The following is a 22,675-nucleotide window of genomic DNA, read 5'->3' on the forward strand; positions in this document are numbered from 1 at the left end:
GTGAGGAGAGGGCGATGGACACCGAGAAGCCCACCGAGAAATCCACCGGCAACGCCGCGACGGTCATCATCGGCCAGAAGGTGCGCGCCGGAGCCGAGGAGGCGTTCGAGGCCTGGCAGCAGGACATGAACACCGCCGCGTCCCACTACCCCGGGTTCCTGGGCGCCGAGATCTCCGCGCCCACCGCCGTGCAACCCGACTGGGTCGTGGTCTACCGCTTCGACTCCGTCGCCCACGTGCAGGCCTGGATCAACAGCGCCACCCGGCAGCAGCGGCTGGACGAGGGGCAGCAGTACTTCGACGGCCCCGCCACCCAGCAGGTCATCAGCGGGGGCGCACGCGAGTCGGATCCGCTCGTGACGGTCGTCGTGACGCACCGTGTCGGCCCGGAGCACGTCGACGATTTCCTCGCGTGGCAGGATCGACTGCGATTGGAAGAGAGCAAGTTCGACGGCTTCCGCGGCAGCGAACTCTTCCGGCCCATCGAGGGAATCCAGGACGAGTGGACAGCGCTGTACCGCTACGACAACGCCGCCGACCTCGACAGGTGGCTCACCTCGGCGAAGCGTCAGGAACTTCTCGCCGAGGGGGAGAAGTTCCACGACTTCGAATTGCGCACCATCGACAACTCCTTCGGGAGCTGGTTCGCGTTCGACGAAAACGGCAACGAGGCGCCGCCGCCGTCCGAAACCAAGACGTCGATCGCGGTGTGGGTCGGTCTCTATCCCACCGTCGTGATTCTCACCCTCGCGTTGTCGCCGCTGAAGATGCCGCTGTGGCTCGGTCTGCTCGTCGGAAACCTGCTGTCCAGCTTCATCATGAGCTTCGTGACGATGCCGTACTACGTGAACCGGGTGCTGGGGCGCTGGCTGCGGCCACCCCCGGACGTTCCGGAAGCGACAACGAACCGTCGAGGGCTCGCGATCGTCGCCGGGGTTATGGTGTTCTGGGTCATCGTCTTCTACCTGATGACCCGCCAATTCTGGACCCTGCCCTGAGAAGAAAGAAATGGGTGCCCCATGTCAGCCTCGGAGATCCGCGTGAGCCGAACGATCGATGCGCCCGTCGGCGCGGTCTGGGCGGTCGTCACCGATCTGGACAACGCGGAATCGGTGCTGAGCGGTGTGGAGAAGCTCGAGAGGCTGGACTCGACGAAATACGAAGTCGGCACGCGGTGGCGCGAGACCCGGGTGCTGTTCGGCAAGTCGTCGACCGAGGAAATGTGGGTCACGGAGATCGACCCGGAGAAGCGCACCGTCGTGAAGGCGTCGTCCCACGGCGCGGACTACACGACGGTGTTCACCTTGGAGCCTGCCGGTGACGGCACCACCCTGACGTTCCACTTCTCAGCGGAAGCAACTGGGCTCGGCGCAGTGTCGAAGTTCATGATGAAAGTGTTCGGCTCCTTCGCGCTGAAGGCCACCACCAAGGCGATCCGGCGCGATCTCGACGACATCGCCGACGCCGCCGAGAAGCGGGCCGGCTGACCGACTGCACCTACCGCCCGCCGAGTGGCACGGGCCCTTGCGCTGCGGGGAGGGCGGGGAGGGCGCCCAACGGCAGCGGCACCAGCGTGGTGGATTGGGGTTCGGCGCGGCCCAGTCCGAACTTGCGCACCTCGGTGCCGCCCGGCCCGGGGCCGCTGACGAGCAGGTCGGCGCCGCTTGTGGTGCTGGTGGTGGCCACCTGAACCCCGCTGCCGGGAGGGCCGCCGGCGAACGGTGCGAACGACGCGATCTGAGTGAACACGACGTCGCCGGAGTGGTGGTTCGGGCTCTCGAGATACATGGCCGGTTCACCGTCGAGGCGTGACCCACTCGACCACACACGAACGGTGCCGTCGCCGCCCAGCATGCCGGTGACGATGCTCTTCGCTCCGCCTTCGGCACCGGCCACCCATCCCGTCGAGAGTGAGACACCGCCGAGGTAGCTCTCGTCGAAGGCCAGGAACTCCGACGTCGTCCGCGGTCCGTCGGTGTGGCCGGCGTGCTCGTCCGCGGTGCCGTCGGCAGTCGCGGCGGCGGTCGGCTCGAACAGGTCGTAGCGGAACGTCTTCACACGAGGCGCTTCTCCCGGCCCGGGGGCGGTGACGATGCTTGCCCGGCCCGAGGCGGCGTCGACCAGGCCCGTCGCGACGGTGACCCCGGACTGCGACCCGGGGTAGGGGGTGAAGCTCGAGAAGACCTCGGGTGCCGTGCCCTTCTCCGTGGGCAGGGTTGACGAGAACACCTTCACCTGCGATTCGGTGCCGGGGCCGGTTCCGGCGATGATGTTGTCGGCCAGTGCGTTTCCGTCGATGTCCGCACCCGCGACGTTCACGCCCCCGCGGAAGCCGTCGTCGAACGGGGCGAACCGGGTCAGCTCGGCGGTGAACGGGCCGGAGCCGACATCGTTGCCGTCGTACGCGACGACCTCCGGCGACACACCCGCACCGGTCCCGGCGACGAGGTCGAGGATCATGTCGCCGTTGACGTCAGCCATCGCCACCGTCGGGGTGCCCTCGAACGACGGGAACGGTGCGACTGCGGCGATCACCTTGTCGCCGTTGCCGTCGTGGACCTGCACGGTCGCGGGGGTGCCCGCCGAACCCGGCACCGCCACCGCGTAAGTCGACATCTCGGGGATGACGTTGACGGTGGCCATCAGTCCGTTGTCCTCGTGGTTGAGGCGATGGCAGTGGATCACGAAAGTGCCCGTGTACTCGGTGAATTTCGTGCGCAGCGTCACCGATGCGGGCACGAGCGGGTTCTCGTTCGCGTCGGTGACGGGCGCCGGCACGTTCACGTTGTCCTCGCCCCACGGTTGCACCCCGGTCCGGGTGCCCGCGATCGGATCGACGATCTCCATCACCTGGAAGTCGTTGACGTGGATGTGCATCGGATGTTCGTCGTTGTTGAGGTTCGTGATCAACCATTCCTCGACCGAATTGAGGCGCGGCTGGATCAGCGGGATGTTCGGGAACGTGTTGTCGTCGAACTCGTAGGTGAAGGCCTTCGGGTCGCTGTTGCTGGCCTTCTCGTTGCCGAATCCGCCCGAGACCGTGAGGGTGCGCTTCACGTCCGGTGTCATCACCGACGTGTCCACGAACGATGTGTACGCGTCGAGGTTCTGACCGGGCTCGAACGGCGTGGTCCGGCCTTCACCGCTGTCGGGTGTGACGTGGAGGAGGGTCTGGGTGGGGAAGGTGAAGAAGCCGTCGGCGTAACTGATCACCGACGGGTCGACCGTCACCGTGCCCAGCTCGGCCGGCGGATTGTCGGTGCCGTTGTTGGTGTAGAGCACGCCGGGATTGGTGACGGGTTTCGCCCCGTCCAGCGGTGGCATGTCGAGCACCAGATCGCCGGTGTCCGGCATCGTCACGGCGATCGCGTACCGCGACCCCGGCGGGATGACGAGCCGGGTGCCGTCACCACCGACGGGCAACTGCACCTGGGTGAAGGGGTTTCCGTCCTGGCCGACGACGGCGAACTTCGGGTGGTTGCCCGTCGCGGTCTCGGTGAGCCTGAGCGGCATGTAGGCGAAATCGCTGATGTTCGCCAGCGACCAGATCTCCGTCTGGCCCGGCTTCAGTTTCAGCTCCGGCTGGAACTGCCCGTTGACCGTGTACTGCACGTCGCGTTCGTTGTCCGGCAGCGACGGGTCGGCGGGAATGTTCGTCGAATCACTGCTGAAGCTCTGGAGATTGCCCGGCACGAACTGGTTCTGCCCGCGATGATTCGCCGGCGACAGCGGCCCGGAATACCAGTTGGTGACGTACTGGGAGCCCTCCGTGGTTTCCGAGAAGTTCACGGGCGCCAGGCTCGGCTCGTACGTTCCGTCGGCGAGCTGAGTCCCCTCCGGCGGCGTCAGCGTGCTCACGAACTGTGGCCAGTTCGGGTCGTTCAGCTGGTGGCCGTTGCCTTTACGGTCGAAGACGAAGTTGTACTGCAACGCCATGTCACGGATGGGAACGTCGTTCTGCGTCACCAGCGGAAGGTTGCCGTCGGACCTGCCGATCTCCAGCAGTCCCGCGAGCCCCGCATACGTCTGCTGCGCCGTCATCGTGTGACGGTGACTGTGGTACCAGTACAGGCCGTTCGGCATGTCCTTCGGCACCGCGTAGTCGTAGACGTTGCCCATCCCGGCGGGGATGTCGAGCAGCACGTTGTCGGCGTTGCCGTCCGGGCTCACGTGAAGACCGTGGGTGTGCAGGTTCAGCGGCGCCGAGTCGAGGGCCGGGGGATAGATCGGGACCTCCCCGCCCGCCGGCGTGAACGCGGGGTCGTAGAAGTCCTCGATCGTCAGGTTCCGGAGATCGTTGTCGTAGTGGATGATCAGGCGCTCACCCGGATCGACGCGCAACGTCGGTGCCGGGTAGACGCCGTCGCCCGTGGTCGAACCGTCCGAACTCGTGCCCCGCAGAACCTCGTATCCGAAGACCAGGAAGCCCGACACCGGCTCCGAGACGGTGTCGAGGTCGACCGTGCCCTGATGGGCCGACAGTCGAACCTCGAGCACCCCGTTCTCGCTCGACAGCTTCACCGGCTCCTGGTAGGCCACCGGGGTGCCGTCGGGGCCGGCGTTGCCACCGCGCGCAGTGGCCGGCTCGTCGGACGTGCAGGCCGTCAGCATCAACGTCATGGACGCGACCACGGCGACGGCGAGGGCGGCGATCGGCTTCCCGCGACGGACGACCATGGGTGTTCCCCGTTCCACGACGGCAGCTGAGCAGCATCGATCGACGATTCGAAGACTACACAGGGAACTTGGCCGTGCGCTGGGAATTCACTACCTGCCGAGCGCCTCCTTCCACGACACGACCTTGCCGATCCGCAGGATCGAGCGCTGGTAGATCTTCGCGGCCAGCACGCTGAGTGCGGCGGTCACCGCGAGCATCAGAGCGACCGTGACGACCACCTGGACCGGGGACGCCACGCCGGCGGCGATGCGCAGCGGCATCAGGATCGCCGAGAACGGCGGAATCCAGCTGAGGACGTTGCTGAGGGTGCCGTCCGGGTTGCTCACCGAGGAGAAGGCGCTGAAGAACATGATGACGATCAGCACCATCAGCGGTGACGCGGTGGCGTTGACGTCCTCCTGCCGCGACACCATCGACCCGGCCGCGGCGTAGAGGACCGCGAAGAACGCGAATCCGAGCACGAACCAGCCGAGCGTTCCGGCCAGCACCCCGATCGCCGTCCCCGTCACGGTGAGCACGCCCGTCGCGAGCCCGGCCGCGACACCGGCCACACCGTAGGCGGTCAACTGGACGAGACCGACCGCGCCGATGCCGATCACCTTGCCCCAGAGCAGCTGCAGCGGACGGAGGGTCGACAGGAGCAGTTCCACGACGCGGCTCGACTTCTCCTCCACCACACCCATCGCCACGTACATGCCGAACATCATGATCTGCATGTACAGCAGGACGACCACGGCGATGGAGAGGGCCACGCGCTGGCCCTTCTCCGGGTCGGGCGGATCGAGTGCGTCGACGGTGACCACCGCCCGGCCGGTCGCTTCGGCGAGTTGCGCGGGATCCACGCCCTGCGCGGCGAGCGCACCGGACTGAGCCTGCTGCACCACGGCCGCGTCGATCACGGTGCGAAGCCCGGAGCCGATCTCGGATTCGGTGACGGCCGTGACGGATCCGTTGGTGCCGGGAATCAGGGCGACGTCGAGGTCACCGTTCCCCACCTCGTCCCGCGCGGCCTGTTCGTCGGTGGTCGGGACGACGTCGACCGGCGTCCCGACCGCGTCACCGGTGGCGACGAGAGCGGGCGCGAGCGACTGGTCGCCGACGAGTCCGATGGTGGCGCGTTCGTCGTCGCCGCCCGAGAACAGCGAGTACGCGACGATGCCGCCCACGATGGCCAGCAGGATGATCACGTTGCTGATGACGAAGCTCTTCTTCGCCACTTGTGTCAGGAATTCGCGGCGGGCCACGAGGCCGATCGCGCGGGCGGGGCTCAGTGGGGCACTCATGCCGTGACCACCTCTCGGAACAGATCGGTCAGGGTCGGCCGGCGCAGCGAGAATTCGTGCACCGGTCCGGTCTTCAGGGCGGTGTGCAGGATCAGCTGGTCGTCCACGTCAGTGTCGAGCGACAGCAGGGTCCGGCCGTCGAGGTGACTGATCGTGGTGACGCCCTCGAGGTGATGGGCCCAGCCGACCGGCGCCTCCGGAGCGTGGACTTCGAGTTGGGCGTTGCCGCCGCCGCGGAGTTCGTCGACGGTGCCGACGGCACGCATCCGGCCGTGGCTGATGATGCCGACGCGGTGGCACAGGCGCTGGACGAGTTCGAGCTGATGGCTCGAGAAAATCACCGGCACCCCAGTGTTCGCCTTCTCCACCAGCACCTCGCTCATCACGTCCACCGCGACGGGGTCGAGCCCGGAGAAGGGTTCGTCGAGAACCAGCACCGCCGGATCGTGGACCAGCGCGGCGGCCAGCTGGACGCGTTGCTGATTGCCGAGCGAGAGTGCGTCGACGGTGTCTCCGACACGGTCCGCGATGCCGAGGCGTTCGGTCCAGCGGCCGACCGCCTCCCGCGCCGCCGAGCGGGAAATGCCGTGCAGCTCGGCGAGGTATTCGAGTTGTTTGCCCACCTTCATCTTCGGGTACAGCCCGCGTTCCTCCGGCATGTACCCGATGGTGCGCCGCACATCCAGGTCCACCGGCTTGCCGCCGAGCCGGACCTCGCCGGAATCGGCGGACAGGACGCCCAGCGCGATGCGCATGGTGGTGGTCTTGCCGGCACCGTTGCTGCCGACGAAACCGAAGATTTCACCGGGGCGGACTTCGAAGGACAGGTCGTCGAGTGCGACGACCTCGCCGTACCGTTTGGAGATGCCGTCGATCGTGAGGGTGTGAGACATGGGTCCTTCCCGTTCTCGAGTGCGGGTGTTCCTACGAAGCGAGGTCGTCGGGGTCGGGATCGGGTTGCGTCCAGCCGAGGATCATGGCGGGCGTGCACCCCCCGACCATCAGCGCGGTGACGACGAGCAGTCCCGCGGCGTACGGCACGTTGCCGTGATCGCCGTCCAGCGCGCCGACGAAGATCAGGTAGAGCGCGGGAACGAGCGTCAGTAGCTGGGTGACCGTGAGTCCGATCGACCGGGCACTGTTGCGCTGCTGGATCTCCCACTCGTCGAGAGCGTCGCGCGGAGCGTCGCCCTGCCGCCCGGACACGATCTGGAGCATCGTCCACAGCGGGAAGAACAGCAGGCACGCGGGCAACCACAGCAGCGGCCCGACGACCATGTCGAAATGGCACACGATGCCGACGGCGGTCATGAACACGAACGTCACCCCGAGAGCGATCACCAGGATTCGTCTTCGGCTGCGCGTCCGCCACCTCGGTAGCCACGTCCGGTACCGGCGTTCGTTCTGGAGGAATCTGCGCGTCCGGAACCCCTGGTACCGCTCGATCAGATTGGTCTCAGGCATGGCTCTCCCCGTTTCCTGTCGTGGACGGCGGTCGGTCGGTGCGGTAGAGCTCGGTGGACAGGGGTCCGAACTCGGTGCGGGAGAAGATGGCCTCCACGGGCAGTTCGAACACCCACGAGATACGGAACGCCAGGTCGAGGCTGGGGTAGTGGTCGCCCCGTTCGAGCGCGCCGACGGTCTGGGGATTGACGTCGATGAGTCCCGCCAGCTGAGCCCGGCTCATCCCCCGTTCGGCGCGAAGGACGCCGATGCGGTTGTAGATGGGGAGGGCGTCCCCCCGCCGTACTGGGCTCATGCAACAAAGTGTTGTGAAAACCCAACAGTTTGTCAATGGGATACAACGGAGTGGGTGTCGCAGACCACCGTCCACCCCGCTCGCCGCCGGCCGCACGCCGACAAGTTGACCTCGGGAAATTGAGTGGCAGAGTGGAGGCGATTCGCGCGGGACGGCAGGAAAGGACAGGATTACTGACGTGACCTACACCATCGCAGAGCCTTGTGTCGACGTTCTGGACAAGGCATGCATCGAAGAATGTCCCGTCGACTGCATTTACGAGGGCGGTCGGATGCTCTACATCCACCCCGACGAATGCGTCGATTGCGGCGCCTGTGAGCCGGTCTGCCCCGTCGAGGCGATCTTCTACGAGGACGACGTCCCGGACCAGTGGGTGGAGTACACCAAGGCGAACGCCGACTTCTTCGACGACCTCGGTTCCCCCGGCGGCGCGGCGAAGTTGGGCAAGGTCGACTACGACCCGCCGTTCGTCAAGGCGTTGCCGCCGATGGCCGAAGGCGACTGACTACTCCTCGGACAGTCGGCCGCCGTCCATCCGCCACCGGCGCGTGCTGCGAGTCGAATCCAGCATCCGCCGGTCGTGGGTGACGAGCAGCAGCGTGCCGTCGAAGTTCTCCATGGCCTGCTCGAGCTGTTCGATCGCGGGGAGGTCCAGGTGGTTGGTGGGCTCGTCGAGCACCAGCAGGTTGACGCCCCGCGCCTGCAGCAGGGCCAGGGCGGCGCGGGTGCGTTCGCCCGGTGACAGCGACGCCGCCGGCCGCAGCACGTGGTGTCCCTTGAGCCCGAACTTCGCGAGCAGCGTGCGCACGTCGGCGTCCGGCCAGTCCGGGACCTGCGCCGCGAACGCGTCGGCCACCTTCTCGCCGCCCTCGAACAGGCCGCGGGCCTGATCGATCTCGCCGATCGCCACACCCGAACCGAGTGCGGCGGTGCCCGCATCCAGGGCGATCTTGCCGAGCAGCACGTTCAGCAGGGTCGTCTTGCCGGAACCGTTGGCGCCGGTGATGAGGATCCGGTCACCCCAGTTCACCTGAGTGGTGACCGGACCGAACGTGAATTCGCGGTCCCCGCCCCATGCGACGGTGGCACCGTTCGCCGTCGCCACGACCGATCCGCTGCGTGGGGCTGCCGCGATCTCCATCCGCAGCTCCCACTCCTTGCGCGGCTCCTCGACCACCTCGAGCCGCTCGATCCGGCGTTGCGTCTGCCGGGCCTTCGCGGCCTGCTTCTCGGTGGACTCGGTGCGCAGGCCCTTGCCGATCTTGTCGTTGTCCTTCGCCTTACGCCGCGCGTTCCGGACGCCGTGCTCCATCCAGTTCCGCTGCATCTGCGCGCGGTCCTCGAGGTCCGAACGGGTCCCCGCGTACTCCTCGTACGCCTCCCGCGCATGCCTGCGCGCGATCTCCCGTTCGGCGAGGTACGAGTCGTAGCTGCCGTCGTAGACCGCGATCTGCTGCTGTACCAGGTCGAGTTCCACGATGCCGGTCACGGTGCGCGCCAGGAATTCTCGATCGTGACTCACCACCACCATCGCAGCCCGGCTCTCGGCGACGAAACGCTCGAGCTGCTCGAGCCCCACGAGGTCGAGGTCGTTGGTCGGCTCGTCGAGCAGCAGCACGTCGTACCGGGACAGCAGCAGCGACGCCAATCCGGCGCGCGCGGCCTGCCCACCGGACAGCGACGTCATGTGCGCGTCGAGCGGCACCCCCAGCCCGAGTTCGCTCACGACCTTCTCCGCGCGCTCGGCGAGATCGGCGCCGCCCAGCGCCAGCCAGCGTTCCAGGGCGGGGGAGTAGAGATCCTCATCCGACTCGCCGAGCGTTTCCGCGGCCGCATTCATGGTGTGCTCGGCCTCGGTGACGCCGGTCCTGCGACCGAGGAAGTCGAGCACCGTCTCGCCGGAGATCCGGTCGGGTTCCTGGGCGAGGTAGCCGACGGCCGCGTCGGGCGGGCTCAGCACGATACTGCCCTCGACGTCCGCCGAGCCGACCCCCGCGAGCGCAGTCAACAGCGTCGACTTGCCGGCACCGTTCGCCCCCACGAGTCCGGTCACGTCGCCCGGGGCGACGGTCAGATCGAGGCCGGAGAAGAGGGTGCGCTCACCGCGCGAAGCCGACAGTCCGCTGATGCGCAGTGTTGCAGTCACCCGGCGATTATCCACTCAGCGCTTGACGAGGCGGAACCAGCGGGGGTCGGCCTTCTTGAGCGGTCCCGGCATGCCGGTCGTGTCCGCGTCGACGTCCGACACGAGTTTCCACTTCTCGAACGTCCGCTCCACGTCGGAGCGGGAGACCCCGCGCGGCAGCGGGCCGCGGTGCCCCGGCCCGAACGCGAACATCAGCAGGGTGGCGTGCGGTTCGCTCACGGTCGTGACGTTCTCGGCGTACGCGACCCGGTCGTGGTCGCTGAGCCCGTGGTAGCACCCCACATCCAGGATCAGGTGGTACCCGCGACCGACGGCGTGCTCGAGGTCGGTGGCGTCCGCGTGCATGAAACGCACGTCGACGCCCGCCTTCCGGGCCTTGGACCGCGCCTTGTCGAGGGCCAGCTGGACGGTGTCGATCCCCGTCACCTGCCACCCCCGCCGGGCCATCTCGATGGCATGGTCACCGGTGCCGCATCCGATGTCGAGGACCTCTCCCGGTGGGGCGTCGAAGGGATCGAGCAACGTCTCGATCTGGCTTCCGAACACGCGGCCCGCTTTCACCCAGGGCGTGATCTTGAACCGATAGGCCAATGTGTATCCGAGGCCCATGTCCGCCCCTTCCACCGGGCGCGTCACCACCTGAACGCCGATGCCGTCGGATTACCCGGTCGCACCGAAACGACACGCGAAAGTCCACATCCTGAGACGCGGGAACATCTGGTCCGGGTCCCCGGTTGGACAATCTCATGGGTTTCAACAATGCACAGAGTCCTGTACCTACGGTCACGCTCAACGACGGGAACAGCATTCCTGCCCTCGGCTTCGGCGTGTGGCAGGTGCCGGACGACGAGAGCCACGCCGCGGTCACCGAGGCGCTGAAGGCCGGGTACCGCAGCATCGACACCGCCAAGATCTACGAGAACGAAACCGGAGTGGGCCGCGCGCTCGCGGACTCCGGAATTGCCCGCGACGAGCTGTTCGTCACGACCAAGCTGTGGAACGAGGACCAGGGGTACGACTCCACGCTCCGCGCGTTCGACGCCAGCCTGAACCGCCTCGGGCTCGACTACGTCGACCTCTACCTCATCCACTGGCCGGTGCCGTCCGCGGACCGCTACGTGGACACGTTCAAGGCCTTCCAGAAGATCAAGGCCGACGGGCGTGCGCGGTCGATCGGTGTCTCCAACTTCACCCCCGAGACCCTCGACCGGCTGATCGCCGAGACGGGCGAGGTGCCCGCAATCAACCAGGTCGAGCTGCACCCGCGGTTCAACCAGGCCGACCTGCGCGCCTTCCACACCGGAAAGGGCATCGCGACCGAGGCATGGAGCCCGCTCGGGCAGGGCACCGTCCTCGAGGACGAGTCCATCGCGAAGATCGCTGCAGCGCACGGTAAGACGACCGCACAGGTGATCATTCGCTGGCACCTGCAGATCGGCAACGTGGTCATCCCCAAGTCGGTGACGCCGGAGCGCATCGCCGCCAACTTCGACGTCTTCGACTTCGAGCTGACCCCAGACGAGATCAACACGGTCGGGTCGCTGACCCGGGCCGACGGGCGCATCGGCCCCGACCCGGACACGCTGGGCTCGTAGGCGGCTCCGCCGCCCGTGCGCCTTTCTGGTTGCTGCAGCTACCAAAAAGGCGCACGGGCCCGGAGGGCCTAGAGCCGGAAGTCCGCGAAGTCGAAGCCCGGGGTGACGACGCAACTGACGAGAGTCGGTTCGTCGCCCTCGGGCTTCGCTCGTTGCCAGTGCCGCGGCGGGACCAGCAACTGTGGTTGCTGGCCCGCCGCGACGTCTGCGCCGAGGATCTGCGCGTCCGGATTCGCGGGTTCGCTTCCGTCCCCGCCGAGTTCGAGCCGCAGGGGGCTTCCCCGGTGGTACAGCCAGATCTCGGCGCTGCGCACGCTGTGCCATTCCGACTGCTGTCCGGGCATCAGCAGGAACAGGATTGCGGTACCGGCCGCCCTCGGTCCCGGGTAGTCGCCGGGCAGGCTCCCCTCCGGGATCGTGACGTCGCTGCGCCACGTCTCGCGGTACCAGCCGCCTTCGGGGTGCGGTGCGAGGTCGAGGGTGCGGGCCCATTCCGGCAATTCCGTCATGGCGGCCATTCTGCCGCCCCGGCGCCGCGTCCGGGGGTGCGGTTGCACCACCCTGGGGTGTCTTATCTCGGAGGGCCGGAGCCGCGAGAGTCGTAGGTGTTCAGAAAGCGGGGGCACGAAATCCCGCACACCAGCGACGAACAGGAGACAACATGCTCGGAATCATGCTCGGACTCGGCGGAGCCGCAATCGGACTCGGAATCGGCGTCATGGCCCTCGGGGTCGGACTCCTTCTCAGTGACGCGACGATCAAGCACGATGTCGGCGAACTCCCCGACTGACTCCATGTGGGTCGACACCCGTCGGGGGCGGGTGCGGGCGCGAACAGCGGCCCGTACCCGCCACCCGCTGGCGTGGTTTCACTCGGTTCTGACCCGCAAACGCGGTGTTGCCGTCCAGACGCCGCCTGCCAGTGCCGGGGAGGTGCTCGAACGCCTCGCCGACATGCCGGTCAGCGTCTGGACCTACGGTTTCGATCACGATTCGGTGCGGCACCTGGGCCCGATGGCGCAGGATTTCGCCACCGCATTCGGTCTCGGTTCCAACGACCGACGGATCGCGATGGTCGACGCGAACGGGGTGTGCATGGCGAGCATCCAGGCCCTGTACCGGCGGGTCATCGCGCTCGAAGCGGAAGTGGAACGCCTGCGGAGGTAGCGTCCCCGTCCGGTGCCGCATCCCGGCGTCCGCCCGGCCGCCACCAGTTGGCGTTGCCCAGCAGATACATCGTCGCGGGAACCAGCACCATCCGCACGATCGTCGCGTCGATGAGGACCGCCGTCGCGAGGCCGACGCCCATCATCTTCACGGTCACGTCGCCGTCGAGTGCGAACCCGGCGAACACCGCCACCATGATCGCCGCCGCGCTCGTGATCACCCGGCCCGTGGATGCCAGTCCCTCGACGACGCTCCGGTGCGAGTCGCCCGTGTCGAGCCAGCGCTCCCGTATCCGGGAGAGCAGGAACACCTCGTAGTCCATCGACAGTCCGAACAGGATGGTGAACATCAGGATCGGTACCCAACTCGACACGGGAAGCGCATGCGGAAGGCCGAGTAGCTGCGCGCCCCAACCCCATTGGAACACCATCACCATCACGCCGTAGGCGGCGGCCACCGACAGCAGGTTCATCACGGCCGCCTTCACCGCGACCACCGGCGCGCGGAACACGAACGTGAGCAGCACGACGGACAGTGCGACGACGAACGCGATCACCAGCCACAGCCGTTCGGCGAGGCGGGCGGAGATGTCGGCGAACGTCGCGGTGAGTCCGGTGACGTGGACGCCGTCGGCGGCGTCGGATCGGATCCGCTGCAGCAGTTCGGTGCTGCGGGGGTCGCTGGGACCGGTGGTCGGCTGCACCGAGATCAGCGCGGCCGTCGCGTCGGCGTTCGTCAGGACGGGCGTCACCGACGCCACCCCCGGTTCGGCTGCCAGTTCACGCGCGAGGGCCGGAAGTTCGGCTGCCGGAATCTTGTTCAGGTCGACCGCCACCATCAGGGGTCCGTTGGCGCCGGGCCCGAACTCGGTGTCGATCAGGTCGTACGCCTGACGGATCGTGTTGGCGGCCGGTGCGCTACCTGCGTCCTGCGGCCACGTCCGCATGCCCAGAACCGGAGCGGCCAGGAGCAGCAGCACGCCGAGCGCCGTCAGGGCCCACAGCCACGGGCGGCGGCTCACCCGGATCGCCCACCGTTCCGTCAGCGGCGACGTCGGGCGACGTTCGGCCCGGGCACGGGACCGCTTGCCCAGCACCCGCGTGCCCGCCAGCCCGCACAGTGCGGGCACCAGCGTGACCGAGGTGAGCATGACGATGCCGACCATCGCGAACGTGGCGTAGCCGAACGACGCGTACATCGGCAGCCCGGACAGTCGCAGCCCGAACAGGGAGACGAGGACTGTGGTGCCGGCGAAGATCACCGACGTCCCGGCCGTGGAGTTGGCCGCGGCGACGGCGTCCCGCACCGACATCCCGGACCGCAGGCCATCGGTGTACCGGGTGACGAGCAGCAACGCGTAGTCGATCCCGACGCCGATGCCGACCATCGTGGCGATGGTCGGGGCGATGGTGCTGATGCTGGTGAACCCGGCCATGATCGCGATGAGCCCCGACCCGATGCCCACGCCGACGAGCGCGACGGCCAGGGGCAGTCCGGCGGCCACCACGGAACCGAACGCGAACACCAGGATGATCAGCGCCAGGACCATGCCCACCGCCTCGGCGGTACCCGACGGCTTGGAGATGTTCTCCGGGACCTGCCCGCCCAGTTCCACCTGAAGTCCCTGCGCCTGAGTGTCGGCCACCGCGGCGTCGAGGGCGTCGACCCCTTCGCTGCCGTGGAAGTCGGTGACCGGGATGCGGTAGTTGAGGCTGATCACCGCGGTGTCGGAATCCTGGGACAGGCGGGGCGGCGACACGGAACTCACGCCGGTTACCTCCGCCAGCCTGGTGCCGAGATCGGCGAGGACCACGGGGTCGAGCGGGCCTTTCTCGGAGTGCACGACCACCCGCGCGTCCGCTCCCGACATCTCCGGGAATCGCGCGGTCAGCAGATTCGTCCCCTGCTGCGACGGCAGACCGGGCACGTTGTAGTCGTCGTGGTTGGTTCCGCCGAACGCGGACGCGGCGGCAAGCACCAGGACGAGCAGCGTCAGCCACGTGGCGATCACCCGCCAGGGACGGGTGGCGGCAGCCGAGCCGAGGCGCGCGAGCAGGGAACTCATGGGGGAGCCTCCAGGAAAGCCGGTTGGTTCTGTCGCCTCCGACTCTGCGCCCGGCGGCTAGTGGCCCACTTGGAACTCGCTTGGGCGGGTGGTCACCCGGGTGCGCGCGGCCTCCACCCACGCCGGGCAACCGCAGCGTTCGGCCAGTTCGAGTGCCGCCGCGTAGTGCCTGCGGGCGTCCTCGGGGCGGCCGAGGAGCATCTCGAGGTCGCCGAGAATGGTGTCGACGGGGCCGACCGCGAACGCCGCCGTGTCGCCGCCGCCGATCTGGCCGCTGTACGGGCTCAGCTCCGCGTGCACCGCGGGCGCCTCGTCCCGCTCACCCAACCCCGCGACGACGATGCCCCGCAGCGACATCATCAGGGAATGGAAGAAGTCGCGGCGGACCGGGCGGAGGTGACGCCGGGCCTGCCGCGCCTGGTCCGGTTTGCCGTTGCCGAGTAGTGCGAGGGCGTGCAGATCGGCGATCACGTCCATCGCGGCACTGTCGACGGTCTCGATCACCGTTTGGAGTTCTCCGGCGCGTCCCTCGGTGAGCCGGAGCGTGAACAGCGCGAGGGCGAAGACGCTGTCCGCGTCCAGGCCCGCCCGGGTCATCAACTCGTGGCCGCGCCCGTAGTGTCGTTCCGCCGTGGCCAGATCGCCGGTGAGGTGTGCGACCATCGCGCGGCTCATCTCCCGGGTCGCCTGCGCCTGCTGGAACTGATACCGGTCCGCCAGCTCCGACTGGATGCCCATGTGATGTTCGATCGCCGGGATGTCACCGTTGCCGGACGCGATCTCGGCCAGCAGGTGGTGGCCGAGCATGGTGAACACGGGAAGCTGCGTCCGGTCACCGATCCGGAGCAGCTCGTCGCCGATGACGTGGTGGCCGAGCGTGCTGGTCGGGGAACCGGTGCCGGCGTGGACGGCGCAGAGCACCAGCCCGAGCAGCACCGGATCGTCCAGGTCACGGGCGAGAGTCTCGGCCTCCCGGACCGCGGAACCGGTGCGCTCGTGGTCCTCCGCCCCGATCTCGTGGACGAGGGTGACCAGCAGCCGGCACCGCACCGCCGGTTCCAGTTCCTCGTCCCGCAGCAACGCCTCGATCTGATCGACGACGGCCGTGTCCACTTCGCCGTATCGCCGATTGATCCACGGCGTCGGGGTGTCGACGAACGCGAGCGCCCGGATCGCCAGGTCGGTGCGTCCCGCGTCCCGGGCGAGCGCGAGAGCCCGGTTCCGTGAGCGGGATCCCGCCAGTCCGATGCCGGCGGCGAGTTGCGTGCGACTCAGCTCGGTGAGGATTTCGACGCGCTCGTCCACGGACGCCGCCGCGTCCGGCGGCAACCGGTCGGCCGCTCGAAGGGCGTTGTCGAGGAAGCCGATCTCCGCCTCGTGGGCGTAGCGGTCGGCGGCCTGCGCCGCGGCCGCGACATTGTGGTCGAGGGCCTGCCGTGCGGTGGCGGCCGACAGCGCCTCGGTGAAGTGGTGGGCGAGAGCCGCGACATCGTGCGGCCGCAACTCCTCGAGTGCCGTCCCGACCCGCGCGTGCCAGCGGCTCCTGCGCAGCCGGGTGAGGTCGGAGTAGAGCGTGTCGCGGACGAGGGCGTGCGTGAACCGGACCGTCCCGGCGCGCGGCTCGCCGAGAAGACCGGCGATCACGCCCGACTCGAGGGCGTCGAACACGGTGTCCTCGTCGACCTCGGCGGCGCGGGTGAGGACGTCGATGTCGGATTCGCGGCCCACGACCGCGGCCAGCCGCAGGACGGACACGGCGAGTTCGGGGAGACGGGCGATCCGCCGGCGCAGGACGTCCCGGACCCCCTCCGGCACCTCCCACGTGGCCACCAGTTCGCCCTCGCTGGCCAGGAGCCGCGCGCTCTCCTGCAGGTAGAACGGGTTTCCGCCGGTCCGATCGGCGAGCGCGCGGAGGGTGTCGGGATCGGGGTCGCGTCCCGCCACCTGCCGGATCAGCTCCGCCGAATCGCCGGGTCCGAGTCCGCCGAGGCGGATGCGGGTCGGTTGCAGCGCCGCGAGATCGGCGAAGCAGCTCTCCAGGTTCGGGTCCATCTCGTCCGGGCGGAACGCGAGGAGCAGCAGGATCGGCGACCGCTGCTGCGCGAGCCGCACGAGGATCGACAGGGTGTCCTCGTCGGCGCGGTGGATGTCGTCGAGGACGACGGCGAGAGGGCCGTGTTCGCGGACGGTCCCGATGTAGTCGGCGACGGCGCGGTGCAGCAGGAACCGTCCGCTCGGATCGTCCGGTCGCGCCGCGTGCGAACGGTCGTCGGAGAGCAGGGGTGCCAGCGCGTCGGTCTCGGTGCCGGGGTCGACCTTCTCGGCCAGTGCGCGCAGGATCTCCACCCACGCCCAGGCGGGTGGGGCGCCGTCCACTTCGGGGCAGCGACCCACCGCCACCTGCCACCCCGCGTCGTGCAGTGTTCGACGGAACCGGCGCAGCAGGGACGACTTCCCCGATCCGGCGTCGCCCCCGAGGAGGACCACGGAGGTGCCGGGGTCGGTCATCAGGTCGGTCAGGGTCGCCAATTCCTCGCTGCGGCCGAGGAACCGGGGGTCCGGCGTCGTGTCGACCGGCCCGGCGGCGAGGGCGGGTGCGGGTGCGGCCGGGACGGTGCCGGTGAGGATCTGTCGTTCGAGTTCCGTCAGGGCGGGACCGGGGTCGAGGCCGAGTTCGTTCGCAAGCCTGCCGCGGGCCTCGCGCAACGCGGCCAGGGCGTCGGCCTGTCTCCCACTGCGGTGCAAGGCCAGGGCGAGCAATCGCCAGCCCTCTTCCCGGAGCGGGTGGTCCCGGGTGAGGGCCTGCGCGTCGAGCACGGCGCCGGCCGCATCCCCGCTCGCGACGGCCGCCGACACCAGACGTTCGCGCGCGACCACCCGCAGTTCCTCGAGCCGGGCGATCTCGGCGAGAGCCCAGTGCTCACCGGCCACCTCGGCGAATGCCGGTCCTCGCCACAGGCTCAGCGCGTGTTCGAGATCCGCGCGCCCGGTGTCGGCAGCCGACCGGATCAGGGTCTCGAACTCCCACGCGTCGACACCGGACGGGGGCAGGACGAGCGCGTAACCCGGGGCCCGGCTCACCAGGACGGTGGAGTCCGCCCGGGGCGCGCGGTGCGGCTCCAGCGCCCGCCGCAGATTCGAAATGTATGCCTGAAGTGCACCGACCGCCCGCGGTGGGGGAGCGCCGTGCCAGAGGTCGTCGATGAGCCGATCCACCGGCACCACCTCGCCGTGCGCGACGAGCAGTAGCGCGAGCACGGCGCGCTGGCGGGGGCCGCCGAGGTCCACCGCCCCCGATTCGTCCTCCGCCTCGAACGTCCCGAGTACTCGAATACGCAGCATCGTGCAGCAAGCGTAAGCACTAGTGGCCTCCAAGTCCTCTCCAAGACGCCGAACCGACCCTGAATGCATGACTACGTCAACTGCTCACACAGTCCGTCCCGACACCCGCGAGATGGTGGTGGTCCACAACTGCTTCCGTCGGCAGTTCGCCGCGCTGCCCGCACTCGTCCGGGGTGTTCCCGCCGGAGACACCGCCCGTGCCGGGGAGGTGGTGACGTTCTTCGAGGAACTCGCCACCGCCCTCCACCACCATCACACGAGTGAGGACGACCTGCTGTGGCCGAAGCTGCTCGACCGCGCGCCCACCGACGCGGCGCTGGTGCTGCGGATGGAGGAACAGCACGAACGCCTCTCCGAACTGCTGTCGCGGGCGCAGTCGCAGGGCGCCGCGTTCACGGCGGATGCGATGGACGGCGAACCGCTGGCGAAGACACTGACCGCGCTGTCCGCCGCGCTCGACGAGCACCTCGGCGAGGAGGAACAGCGCATCCTCCCGATGGCGGAGCGGTTCATGACGCTCGCCGAGTGGCAGGAGATGGGCGACCGTGGCCGCGCGTCGATCCCCAAGGACCGGCTCCTGGTGTTCCTCGGCTTCATCCTCCAGGGTGCGACCCCCGAGGAGCGCCGAATGTTCCTGTCCGAGATGCCCTTCGCGGCCCGAATGGCGTGGTCGATCCTGGGCCGCCGGGCATTCCGCAAGGACTACCGGCGGATCTACCGCACCGAACCGGCCGCCTTCTGACGCCGGATCACCCTGCGCCGCAGCCGGCCCCGGCTGGTGCGCTCCCAGAGGCTCGGCGGTGTGCGTTCGGGATCCATCAGTTCGTTCTCCGCGAGCGGACTGTCCTCGTCCTCGACCGTCTCCGGCTCGAACTTCTCGAGCGTCCGGCCACCGCCGCGCAGCGCCTCCACGGTGCCCAGGAACGACGACGTCTGTGCCAGCGTGTCCTCGAACAGTGTCGCCGGAACACCGAGGTGCTCGCAGACGAGCTGACGGCGAATACCGAGAATGGTCCGCCGCAGCTCGTCACCGTTCGCCGTGCCGGCGGTGACCTCGACTGCCAGATCGCACTCGGTGTCGAACCCCATCGACCGGTTGTTGAGGTTCGACGAACCCACGCGCAGGAGACGGTCGTCCATCACCAGCACCTTGGCGTGGACGTAGATCGGCTCACCACCCGCCGTGACGGGGTAGTAGACGCCCAGCCGGTTCCCGGTATCGGCCTGCCACAACAGGTGCAGTAACCGGCGGCGGGCGCCGTCCATGGCCTTCTGCTCGAGCCAGCCGTCGGCATTGCGCGGCAGTACCAGCACGATCTCCGGTCCGTCCGGTTCGCGTAGTCGCTCGGCGATCGCCTCGGCGAGGGTGCGGGAGGCCAGGTACTGGCTCTCGATGTACAGCGACCGCTCGGCGCCCGCGATCGCAGCCAGATACAGGGCCTTGATCTCCCGGACCTCGTCCCGGTCGGACAGTTCCGGCAGCGTGCGCGCGATGCCCACGTCCACGGAGCGCATCGCCGGCTTCAGCCCCTCCGGCCACGGCGTCCTCCCCGCGACCTCGTCGACGGGTGCCAGATCCTGCCCCGTTGCCGCCTTCCACCGGGTGCGGGCGAGCTCGCCGATGGCCTTCGCCGCGTCCCCGTCGACGGCGGTCGTCGCGTCGTGCCACGGCCCGTACCGCCTGCCGTTCGGCTGCGTCCGGTAATGGTTGCGGTCCCGATGTTCCGGGGTGTCCCATCGGTCCACGGTCATGTCGATGCCGCCGCAGAACGCGAGCGCGTCGTCGATGACGACGATCTTCTGGTGGTGCGCCGAGCCGACAGGGTGGGCGGCGTCGAGTTCGAAGTGCAGGCGGCGGTCGGTCACCCAGTTGACCACGAAGATCGGCGTCATGCCACGCCCGATCGCGGTGAAGGCCCCGATGTTCCATTTGAGCAGGTAGATGTCGAGATCCGGGCGTTCCCGCGTCAGCCAGGCCAGGAACCGGCCGAGCTGGTTGGGGCCGTCGAGCGTCTTCTCGTCCGGCTCGAACTTGATCCTCGTGTCGAAGTCCCAGCCGATGAGGATGATGCGCCTGCGCGCCTGCAGCATCGCGGACTTGGCATGACGGAAGTAGTCCGCCGCGTCGACGATGCACGCGAGACGATCGGCGTGGGCAACCTGCCAGCACGTGTCGCCGGGAGTCAGGATCGGGCCGTCGTCGCTCATGTCTCTTCTGCTCCCCGTCTCGTTCGTCCGCCCGTCCCCTGCGGGTGGACGATTCACAGTACTGCGCCACCCCCACCCAGCTACCGTTGAGAGGTGCGGAGGTGGTGGCGCATCGTGGCGTTGCTCGCACTGGTCAGCGTGCTGTGGGCACCAACTGTCGGTGCGGATCCGCTGCGGGCCGGATCGAGCCCCGGCACGGTCGTCGCCTCGTCCGAATTGCCGGCGGAGCTCTGGCTCCGCGGAACCGGCAGTGCCTACCGGATGACGTACCTGACCACCGACCGGCACGGCATCACCCCGTGCACCGGAATGGTGTTCGTGCCGCCCGGTGCACCGCCCGCCGGGGGCTGGCCCGTCATCGCGTGGGCGCACGGGACGGTCGGGGACTCCGACGCCGACGCACCCTCCGTGACCGGGGTCGACAGGGAATCCTCCGACTACGTGAGCAGCTGGCTGCAACTCGGTTACGCCGTGGCCGCCACCGACTACGTGGGCCTGGGCACCCCCGGGGTGCCGCCCTACCTCGACGGGAAGGTAGCCGGGCGCAGCGTCGTGGACTCCGTGCGCGCCGCCCGCGAGGTCGACCCCGACCTCTCCGCCGCGTGGATGGTCGTCGGACTGTCCCAGGGCGGGCAGGCCGCGGTGTTCGCCGCACACACCGCCACGTCGTACGCGCCGGACCTCGACTACCGCGGGGCCGTTGCGAACGGGGTGCCGTCGAACATCGAGATGGTGGCGAACTGGAGCGGTCCCTCGTTTCCGCCGCAGGGCCTCGCCGGTCTCACCGTGTACATCTCGTACCTGATCGCCGGGGTCCGTGACGCGTATCCGGAGCTGGACATCGACAGCTATCTGACGCCGGTCGGGAAGCAGTTCGTGGACGCTGCTCCCGAAGTGCCGTTCCGGCAGTTCGCGGCCATGACCCGGAACGTGTCGGTGGCGCAGATGCTGTCGCGGGCACTCGACGTCCCGGCGCTGCAGGACGCGCTGCGCGAATACCTCGCGGTCCCGGTCGCGGGGTACGACCGTCCGCTGCTGCTCGTGCAGGGGGTCACCGACGCGTCGGTGCCGATCCCGCTGACGGAGAAGCTGGTCTCCGAGATGCACAGTGCGGGAACGAATCTCGACTACCGGGTGTACTCGGGCGGTCACTTCGGCAGCATGTACCAGGCCGGCCCCGACCAGGCGGCGTTCGTCGCCTCGCTGATCAGGTAGGGCGCGCCGAGCCGGCCGGCACGCCGAGGTGCCGGGTCAGCTCGCGGGCCGCTGCCTGCCCGGCCCGGTTCGCGCCGATCGTCGACGACGACGGTCCGTAGCCCACGAGATGAATCCGCGGATCCGACGCCACCTGCGTGGCCAGGCGTCCCGTCATCGTGATCCCGCCGCCCGGACCGCGCAGCCGCAGCGGGGCAAGATGGTCGAGTGAACTGCGAAACCCGGTGCACCACAGGATCACATCGACCTCCAGTTCGCGGCCGTCGGCCCACCGGACGCCGTCCGCGGTGATCTCACTGAACATCGGCTGCCGCGCCAGCACCCCGCGTTCGCGGGCGGCGCGGATCGCAGGCGTCACGGGCAGGCCCGTCACCGACACCACCGAGCCCGGCGGCAGCCCGCGACGGACCCGGTCCTCGACGAGAGCGACGGCGGCGCGGCCGATCTCGGGCGTGAACGGCTCGTCCCGGAACTCCGGCGGGCGGCGCGTCACCCACGTGGTGGTCGTGACGCGGGAGATCTCGTCCAGCAACTGCACCGCCGAGATGCCGCCGCCGACGACGAGCACGTGCTGTCCCGCGAATTCCTGCGCCGAGGAGTAGTCCTTGGTGTGCACCTGGCGGCCGGTGAACGACTCGGCGCCGGGGTACCGGGGAATGAAGGGGCGTTCCCACGTACCCGTCGCGTTGATCAGACCGCGGGCCGATACGACGCCGCGGTCGGTCTCGATCCGCAGACGCTCGCCGCGGGCACACACCACCCGCGTGTGCACGGGACGGTGCACCGGCAGTTCGAACTGTTTCTCGTACGTCGCGAAGTACTGGGGAACCGCGCTCGCCGCATGCACCAGTGCGGCCTCCGGGTCGTTCGGGTCCACGCCGATCGTGTCGGCGAAGCCGAGCCCGGGAAGGTCGTGGACACCGTTGACGGTGCTCAGTGTCAATGACGGCCACCGGAACTGCCACGCGCCGCCGGGCCCCGGGGCGTGATCGAGCACCACGAAACCGGATTCCGGTTCCACACCGAACCTGCGCAGATAGTAGGCAGCAGACAGCCCCGCCTGCCCCGCGCCGACCACGGCCACGTCCACATCGCTGTTCATGTCGGTCCTCACCTCCACCCTCACAACTACCGGAGAGCCTCGTGTGTTCCGGCCGATTCGGTTGTGGTTGGCTGACAGACGTCCAGTCGGGTGGGCAGGGGAGAATTCGTCAGTGG

The 22,675-nt window shown here is 68.8% G+C and carries 20 protein-coding genes; 8 read left to right on the plus strand and 12 right to left on the minus strand.

Features of this window, described 5'->3' with window-relative positions; all coding sequences use genetic code 11:
* The first annotated feature begins 14 nt into the window (after positions 1–14).
* Together QM841_RS02285 and QM841_RS02290 are read left to right on the plus strand one after the other, a co-directional pair.
* Positions 15–998: an antibiotic biosynthesis monooxygenase gene (locus QM841_RS02285; protein WP_280778577.1), complete on the plus strand. Its 984-nt coding sequence runs from the start codon at positions 15–17 to the stop codon at positions 996–998.
* Positions 999–1,019: 21 nt separating this feature from the next.
* Positions 1,020–1,487: an SRPBCC family protein gene (locus tag QM841_RS02290; RefSeq protein ID WP_144285353.1), complete on the plus strand. Its 468-nt coding sequence runs from the start codon at positions 1,020–1,022 to the stop codon at positions 1,485–1,487.
* 10 nt (positions 1,488–1,497) lie between these two features.
* Here QM841_RS02290 and QM841_RS02295 read toward each other — a convergent pair whose 3' ends face one another.
* The 5 genes from QM841_RS02295 to QM841_RS02315 all read right to left on the minus strand — a co-directional run bounded on the left by QM841_RS02295 (position 1,498) and on the right by QM841_RS02315 (position 7,720).
* Entirely contained in the window at positions 1,498–4,677 is a 3,180-nt protein-coding gene (locus QM841_RS02295; protein ID WP_283330761.1) for a multicopper oxidase family protein, read from the minus strand.
* A 90-nt stretch (positions 4,678–4,767) separates the two neighbouring features.
* Positions 4,768–5,961, minus strand: coding sequence for an ABC transporter permease (locus QM841_RS02300; RefSeq protein ID WP_283330762.1), 1,194 nt, complete (start codon positions 5,959–5,961; stop codon positions 4,768–4,770).
* The gene (locus QM841_RS02305; RefSeq protein ID WP_283330763.1) at positions 5,958–6,854 is read right to left on the minus strand and encodes an ABC transporter ATP-binding protein; all 897 of its coding nucleotides are present in this window, start codon (positions 6,852–6,854) and stop codon (positions 5,958–5,960) included. Before QM841_RS02305 ends, QM841_RS02300 begins: the two co-directional genes overlap by 4 nt.
* A 31-nt stretch (positions 6,855–6,885) precedes the next feature.
* Positions 6,886–7,425 carry a hypothetical protein gene (locus tag QM841_RS02310; protein WP_283330764.1) on the minus strand — a complete coding sequence of 180 codons (540 nt, stop codon included), beginning with the start codon at positions 7,423–7,425 and terminating at the stop codon, positions 6,886–6,888.
* Positions 7,418–7,720, minus strand: coding sequence for a helix-turn-helix transcriptional regulator (locus QM841_RS02315; RefSeq protein ID WP_280778572.1), 303 nt, complete (start codon positions 7,718–7,720; stop codon positions 7,418–7,420). Before QM841_RS02315 ends, QM841_RS02310 begins: the two co-directional genes overlap by 8 nt.
* Before the next feature lie 178 nt (positions 7,721–7,898).
* Between QM841_RS02315 and fdxA the strand changes: the two genes are divergently transcribed.
* Positions 7,899–8,225, plus strand: coding sequence for a ferredoxin (fdxA, locus tag QM841_RS02320; protein ID WP_005244047.1), 327 nt, complete (start codon positions 7,899–7,901; stop codon positions 8,223–8,225).
* Here the strand turns inward: fdxA and QM841_RS02325 are convergent, their stop codons facing one another.
* Positions 8,226–9,866, minus strand: coding sequence for an ABC-F family ATP-binding cassette domain-containing protein (locus tag QM841_RS02325; RefSeq protein ID WP_283330765.1), 1,641 nt, complete (start codon positions 9,864–9,866; stop codon positions 8,226–8,228).
* 15 nt (positions 9,867–9,881) lie between these two features.
* Entirely contained in the window at positions 9,882–10,475 is a 594-nt protein-coding gene (locus QM841_RS02330) for a class I SAM-dependent methyltransferase (protein WP_005260540.1), read from the minus strand.
* Positions 10,476–10,612: 137 nt separating this feature from the next.
* On the opposite strand from QM841_RS02330, the gene QM841_RS02335 reads away from it, so the two are divergent.
* The gene (locus tag QM841_RS02335) at positions 10,613–11,461 is read left to right on the plus strand and encodes an aldo/keto reductase (protein ID WP_283330766.1); all 849 of its coding nucleotides are present in this window, start codon (positions 10,613–10,615) and stop codon (positions 11,459–11,461) included.
* Between the two features lie 68 nt (positions 11,462–11,529).
* Here QM841_RS02335 and QM841_RS02340 read toward each other — a convergent pair whose 3' ends face one another.
* Positions 11,530–11,970: a cupin domain-containing protein gene (locus QM841_RS02340; RefSeq protein WP_105414350.1), complete on the minus strand. Its 441-nt coding sequence runs from the start codon at positions 11,968–11,970 to the stop codon at positions 11,530–11,532.
* Between the two features lie 152 nt (positions 11,971–12,122).
* Here QM841_RS02340 and QM841_RS02345 point away from each other — a divergent pair, with 152 nt between their 5' ends.
* Together QM841_RS02345 and QM841_RS02350 are read left to right on the plus strand one after the other, a co-directional pair.
* Entirely contained in the window at positions 12,123–12,251 is a 129-nt protein-coding gene (locus QM841_RS02345; RefSeq protein ID WP_009478066.1) for a hypothetical protein, read from the plus strand.
* A gap of 4 nt (positions 12,252–12,255) precedes the next feature.
* Complete coding sequence (locus tag QM841_RS02350; RefSeq protein ID WP_283330767.1) at positions 12,256–12,627, plus strand: tail fiber domain-containing protein; 372 nt, start codon at positions 12,256–12,258, stop codon at positions 12,625–12,627.
* Here the strand turns inward: QM841_RS02350 and QM841_RS02355 are convergent.
* Both QM841_RS02355 and QM841_RS02360 read right to left on the minus strand, forming a co-directional pair.
* Positions 12,587–14,692, minus strand: coding sequence for an MMPL family transporter (locus QM841_RS02355; RefSeq protein ID WP_283330768.1), 2,106 nt, complete (start codon positions 14,690–14,692; stop codon positions 12,587–12,589). The two genes, QM841_RS02350 and QM841_RS02355, sit on opposite strands and share 41 nt — an antisense overlap.
* A gap of 57 nt (positions 14,693–14,749) precedes the next feature.
* Positions 14,750–18,034, minus strand: a complete 3,285-nt coding sequence (locus QM841_RS02360; RefSeq protein ID WP_283330769.1) for an ATP-binding protein — start codon at positions 18,032–18,034, stop codon at positions 14,750–14,752.
* Positions 18,035–18,101: 67 nt separating this feature from the next.
* On the opposite strand from QM841_RS02360, the gene QM841_RS02365 reads away from it, so the two are divergent.
* Positions 18,102–18,776, plus strand: coding sequence for a hemerythrin domain-containing protein (locus QM841_RS02365; RefSeq protein WP_283330770.1), 675 nt, complete (start codon positions 18,102–18,104; stop codon positions 18,774–18,776).
* Here QM841_RS02365 and QM841_RS02370 read toward each other — a convergent pair.
* A complete protein-coding gene (locus QM841_RS02370) occupies positions 18,749–20,242 on the minus strand; it encodes a phospholipase D-like domain-containing protein (protein ID WP_283330771.1) in 1,494 nt (497 codons plus the stop codon). The two genes, QM841_RS02365 and QM841_RS02370, sit on opposite strands and share 28 nt — an antisense overlap.
* A 114-nt stretch (positions 20,243–20,356) precedes the next feature.
* On the opposite strand from QM841_RS02370, the gene QM841_RS02375 reads away from it, so the two are divergent.
* Entirely contained in the window at positions 20,357–21,457 is a 1,101-nt protein-coding gene (locus QM841_RS02375; RefSeq protein ID WP_283330772.1) for a lipase family protein, read from the plus strand.
* On the opposite strand, the gene QM841_RS02380 is transcribed toward QM841_RS02375, so the two are convergent.
* The gene (locus QM841_RS02380) at positions 21,450–22,559 is read right to left on the minus strand and encodes an NAD(P)-binding domain-containing protein (RefSeq protein ID WP_283330773.1); all 1,110 of its coding nucleotides are present in this window, start codon (positions 22,557–22,559) and stop codon (positions 21,450–21,452) included. The genes QM841_RS02375 and QM841_RS02380 overlap by 8 nt on opposite strands.
* Positions 22,560–22,675 lie beyond the last annotated feature (116 nt).

The sequence above is a fragment of the Rhodococcus sp. IEGM 1307 genome, from assembly GCF_030056915.1.
GTDB classification, from domain to species: Bacteria; Actinomycetota; Actinomycetes; order Mycobacteriales; family Mycobacteriaceae; genus Rhodococcus_F; species Rhodococcus_F opacus_D.

Bases quoted from the DNA above. Each gene is read 5' to 3' on its own strand.
- QM841_RS02290 (WP_144285353.1), top strand. From the start codon at position 1,020: ATGTCAGCCTCGGAGATCCGCGTGAGCCGAACGATCGATGCGCCCGTC.
- QM841_RS02315 (WP_280778572.1), bottom strand. From the start codon at position 7,720: ATGAGCCCAGTACGGCGGGGGGACGCCCTCCCCATCTACAACCGCATC.
- QM841_RS02285 (WP_280778577.1), top strand. From the start codon at position 15: ATGGACACCGAGAAGCCCACCGAGAAATCCACCGGCAACGCCGCGACG.
- QM841_RS02310 (WP_283330764.1), bottom strand. From the start codon at position 7,425: ATGCCTGAGACCAATCTGATCGAGCGGTACCAGGGGTTCCGGACGCGC.
- QM841_RS02355 (WP_283330768.1), bottom strand. From the start codon at position 14,692: ATGAGTTCCCTGCTCGCGCGCCTCGGCTCGGCTGCCGCCACCCGTCCC.
- QM841_RS02300 (WP_283330762.1), bottom strand. From the start codon at position 5,961: ATGAGTGCCCCACTGAGCCCCGCCCGCGCGATCGGCCTCGTGGCCCGC.
- QM841_RS02350 (WP_283330767.1), top strand. From the start codon at position 12,256: ATGTGGGTCGACACCCGTCGGGGGCGGGTGCGGGCGCGAACAGCGGCC.
- QM841_RS02380 (WP_283330773.1), bottom strand. From the start codon at position 22,559: ATGAACAGCGATGTGGACGTGGCCGTGGTCGGCGCGGGGCAGGCGGGG.
- QM841_RS02295 (WP_283330761.1), bottom strand. From the start codon at position 4,677: ATGGTCGTCCGTCGCGGGAAGCCGATCGCCGCCCTCGCCGTCGCCGTG.
- QM841_RS02365 (WP_283330770.1), top strand. From the start codon at position 18,102: ATGACTACGTCAACTGCTCACACAGTCCGTCCCGACACCCGCGAGATG.
- QM841_RS02305 (WP_283330763.1), bottom strand. From the start codon at position 6,854: ATGTCTCACACCCTCACGATCGACGGCATCTCCAAACGGTACGGCGAG.
- QM841_RS02340 (WP_105414350.1), bottom strand. From the start codon at position 11,970: ATGACGGAATTGCCGGAATGGGCCCGCACCCTCGACCTCGCACCGCAC.
- QM841_RS02370 (WP_283330771.1), bottom strand. From the start codon at position 20,242: ATGAGCGACGACGGCCCGATCCTGACTCCCGGCGACACGTGCTGGCAG.
- QM841_RS02330 (WP_005260540.1), bottom strand. From the start codon at position 10,475: ATGGGCCTCGGATACACATTGGCCTATCGGTTCAAGATCACGCCCTGG.
- QM841_RS02335 (WP_283330766.1), top strand. From the start codon at position 10,613: ATGGGTTTCAACAATGCACAGAGTCCTGTACCTACGGTCACGCTCAAC.
- QM841_RS02345 (WP_009478066.1), top strand. From the start codon at position 12,123: ATGCTCGGAATCATGCTCGGACTCGGCGGAGCCGCAATCGGACTCGGA.
- QM841_RS02360 (WP_283330769.1), bottom strand. From the start codon at position 18,034: ATGCTGCGTATTCGAGTACTCGGGACGTTCGAGGCGGAGGACGAATCG.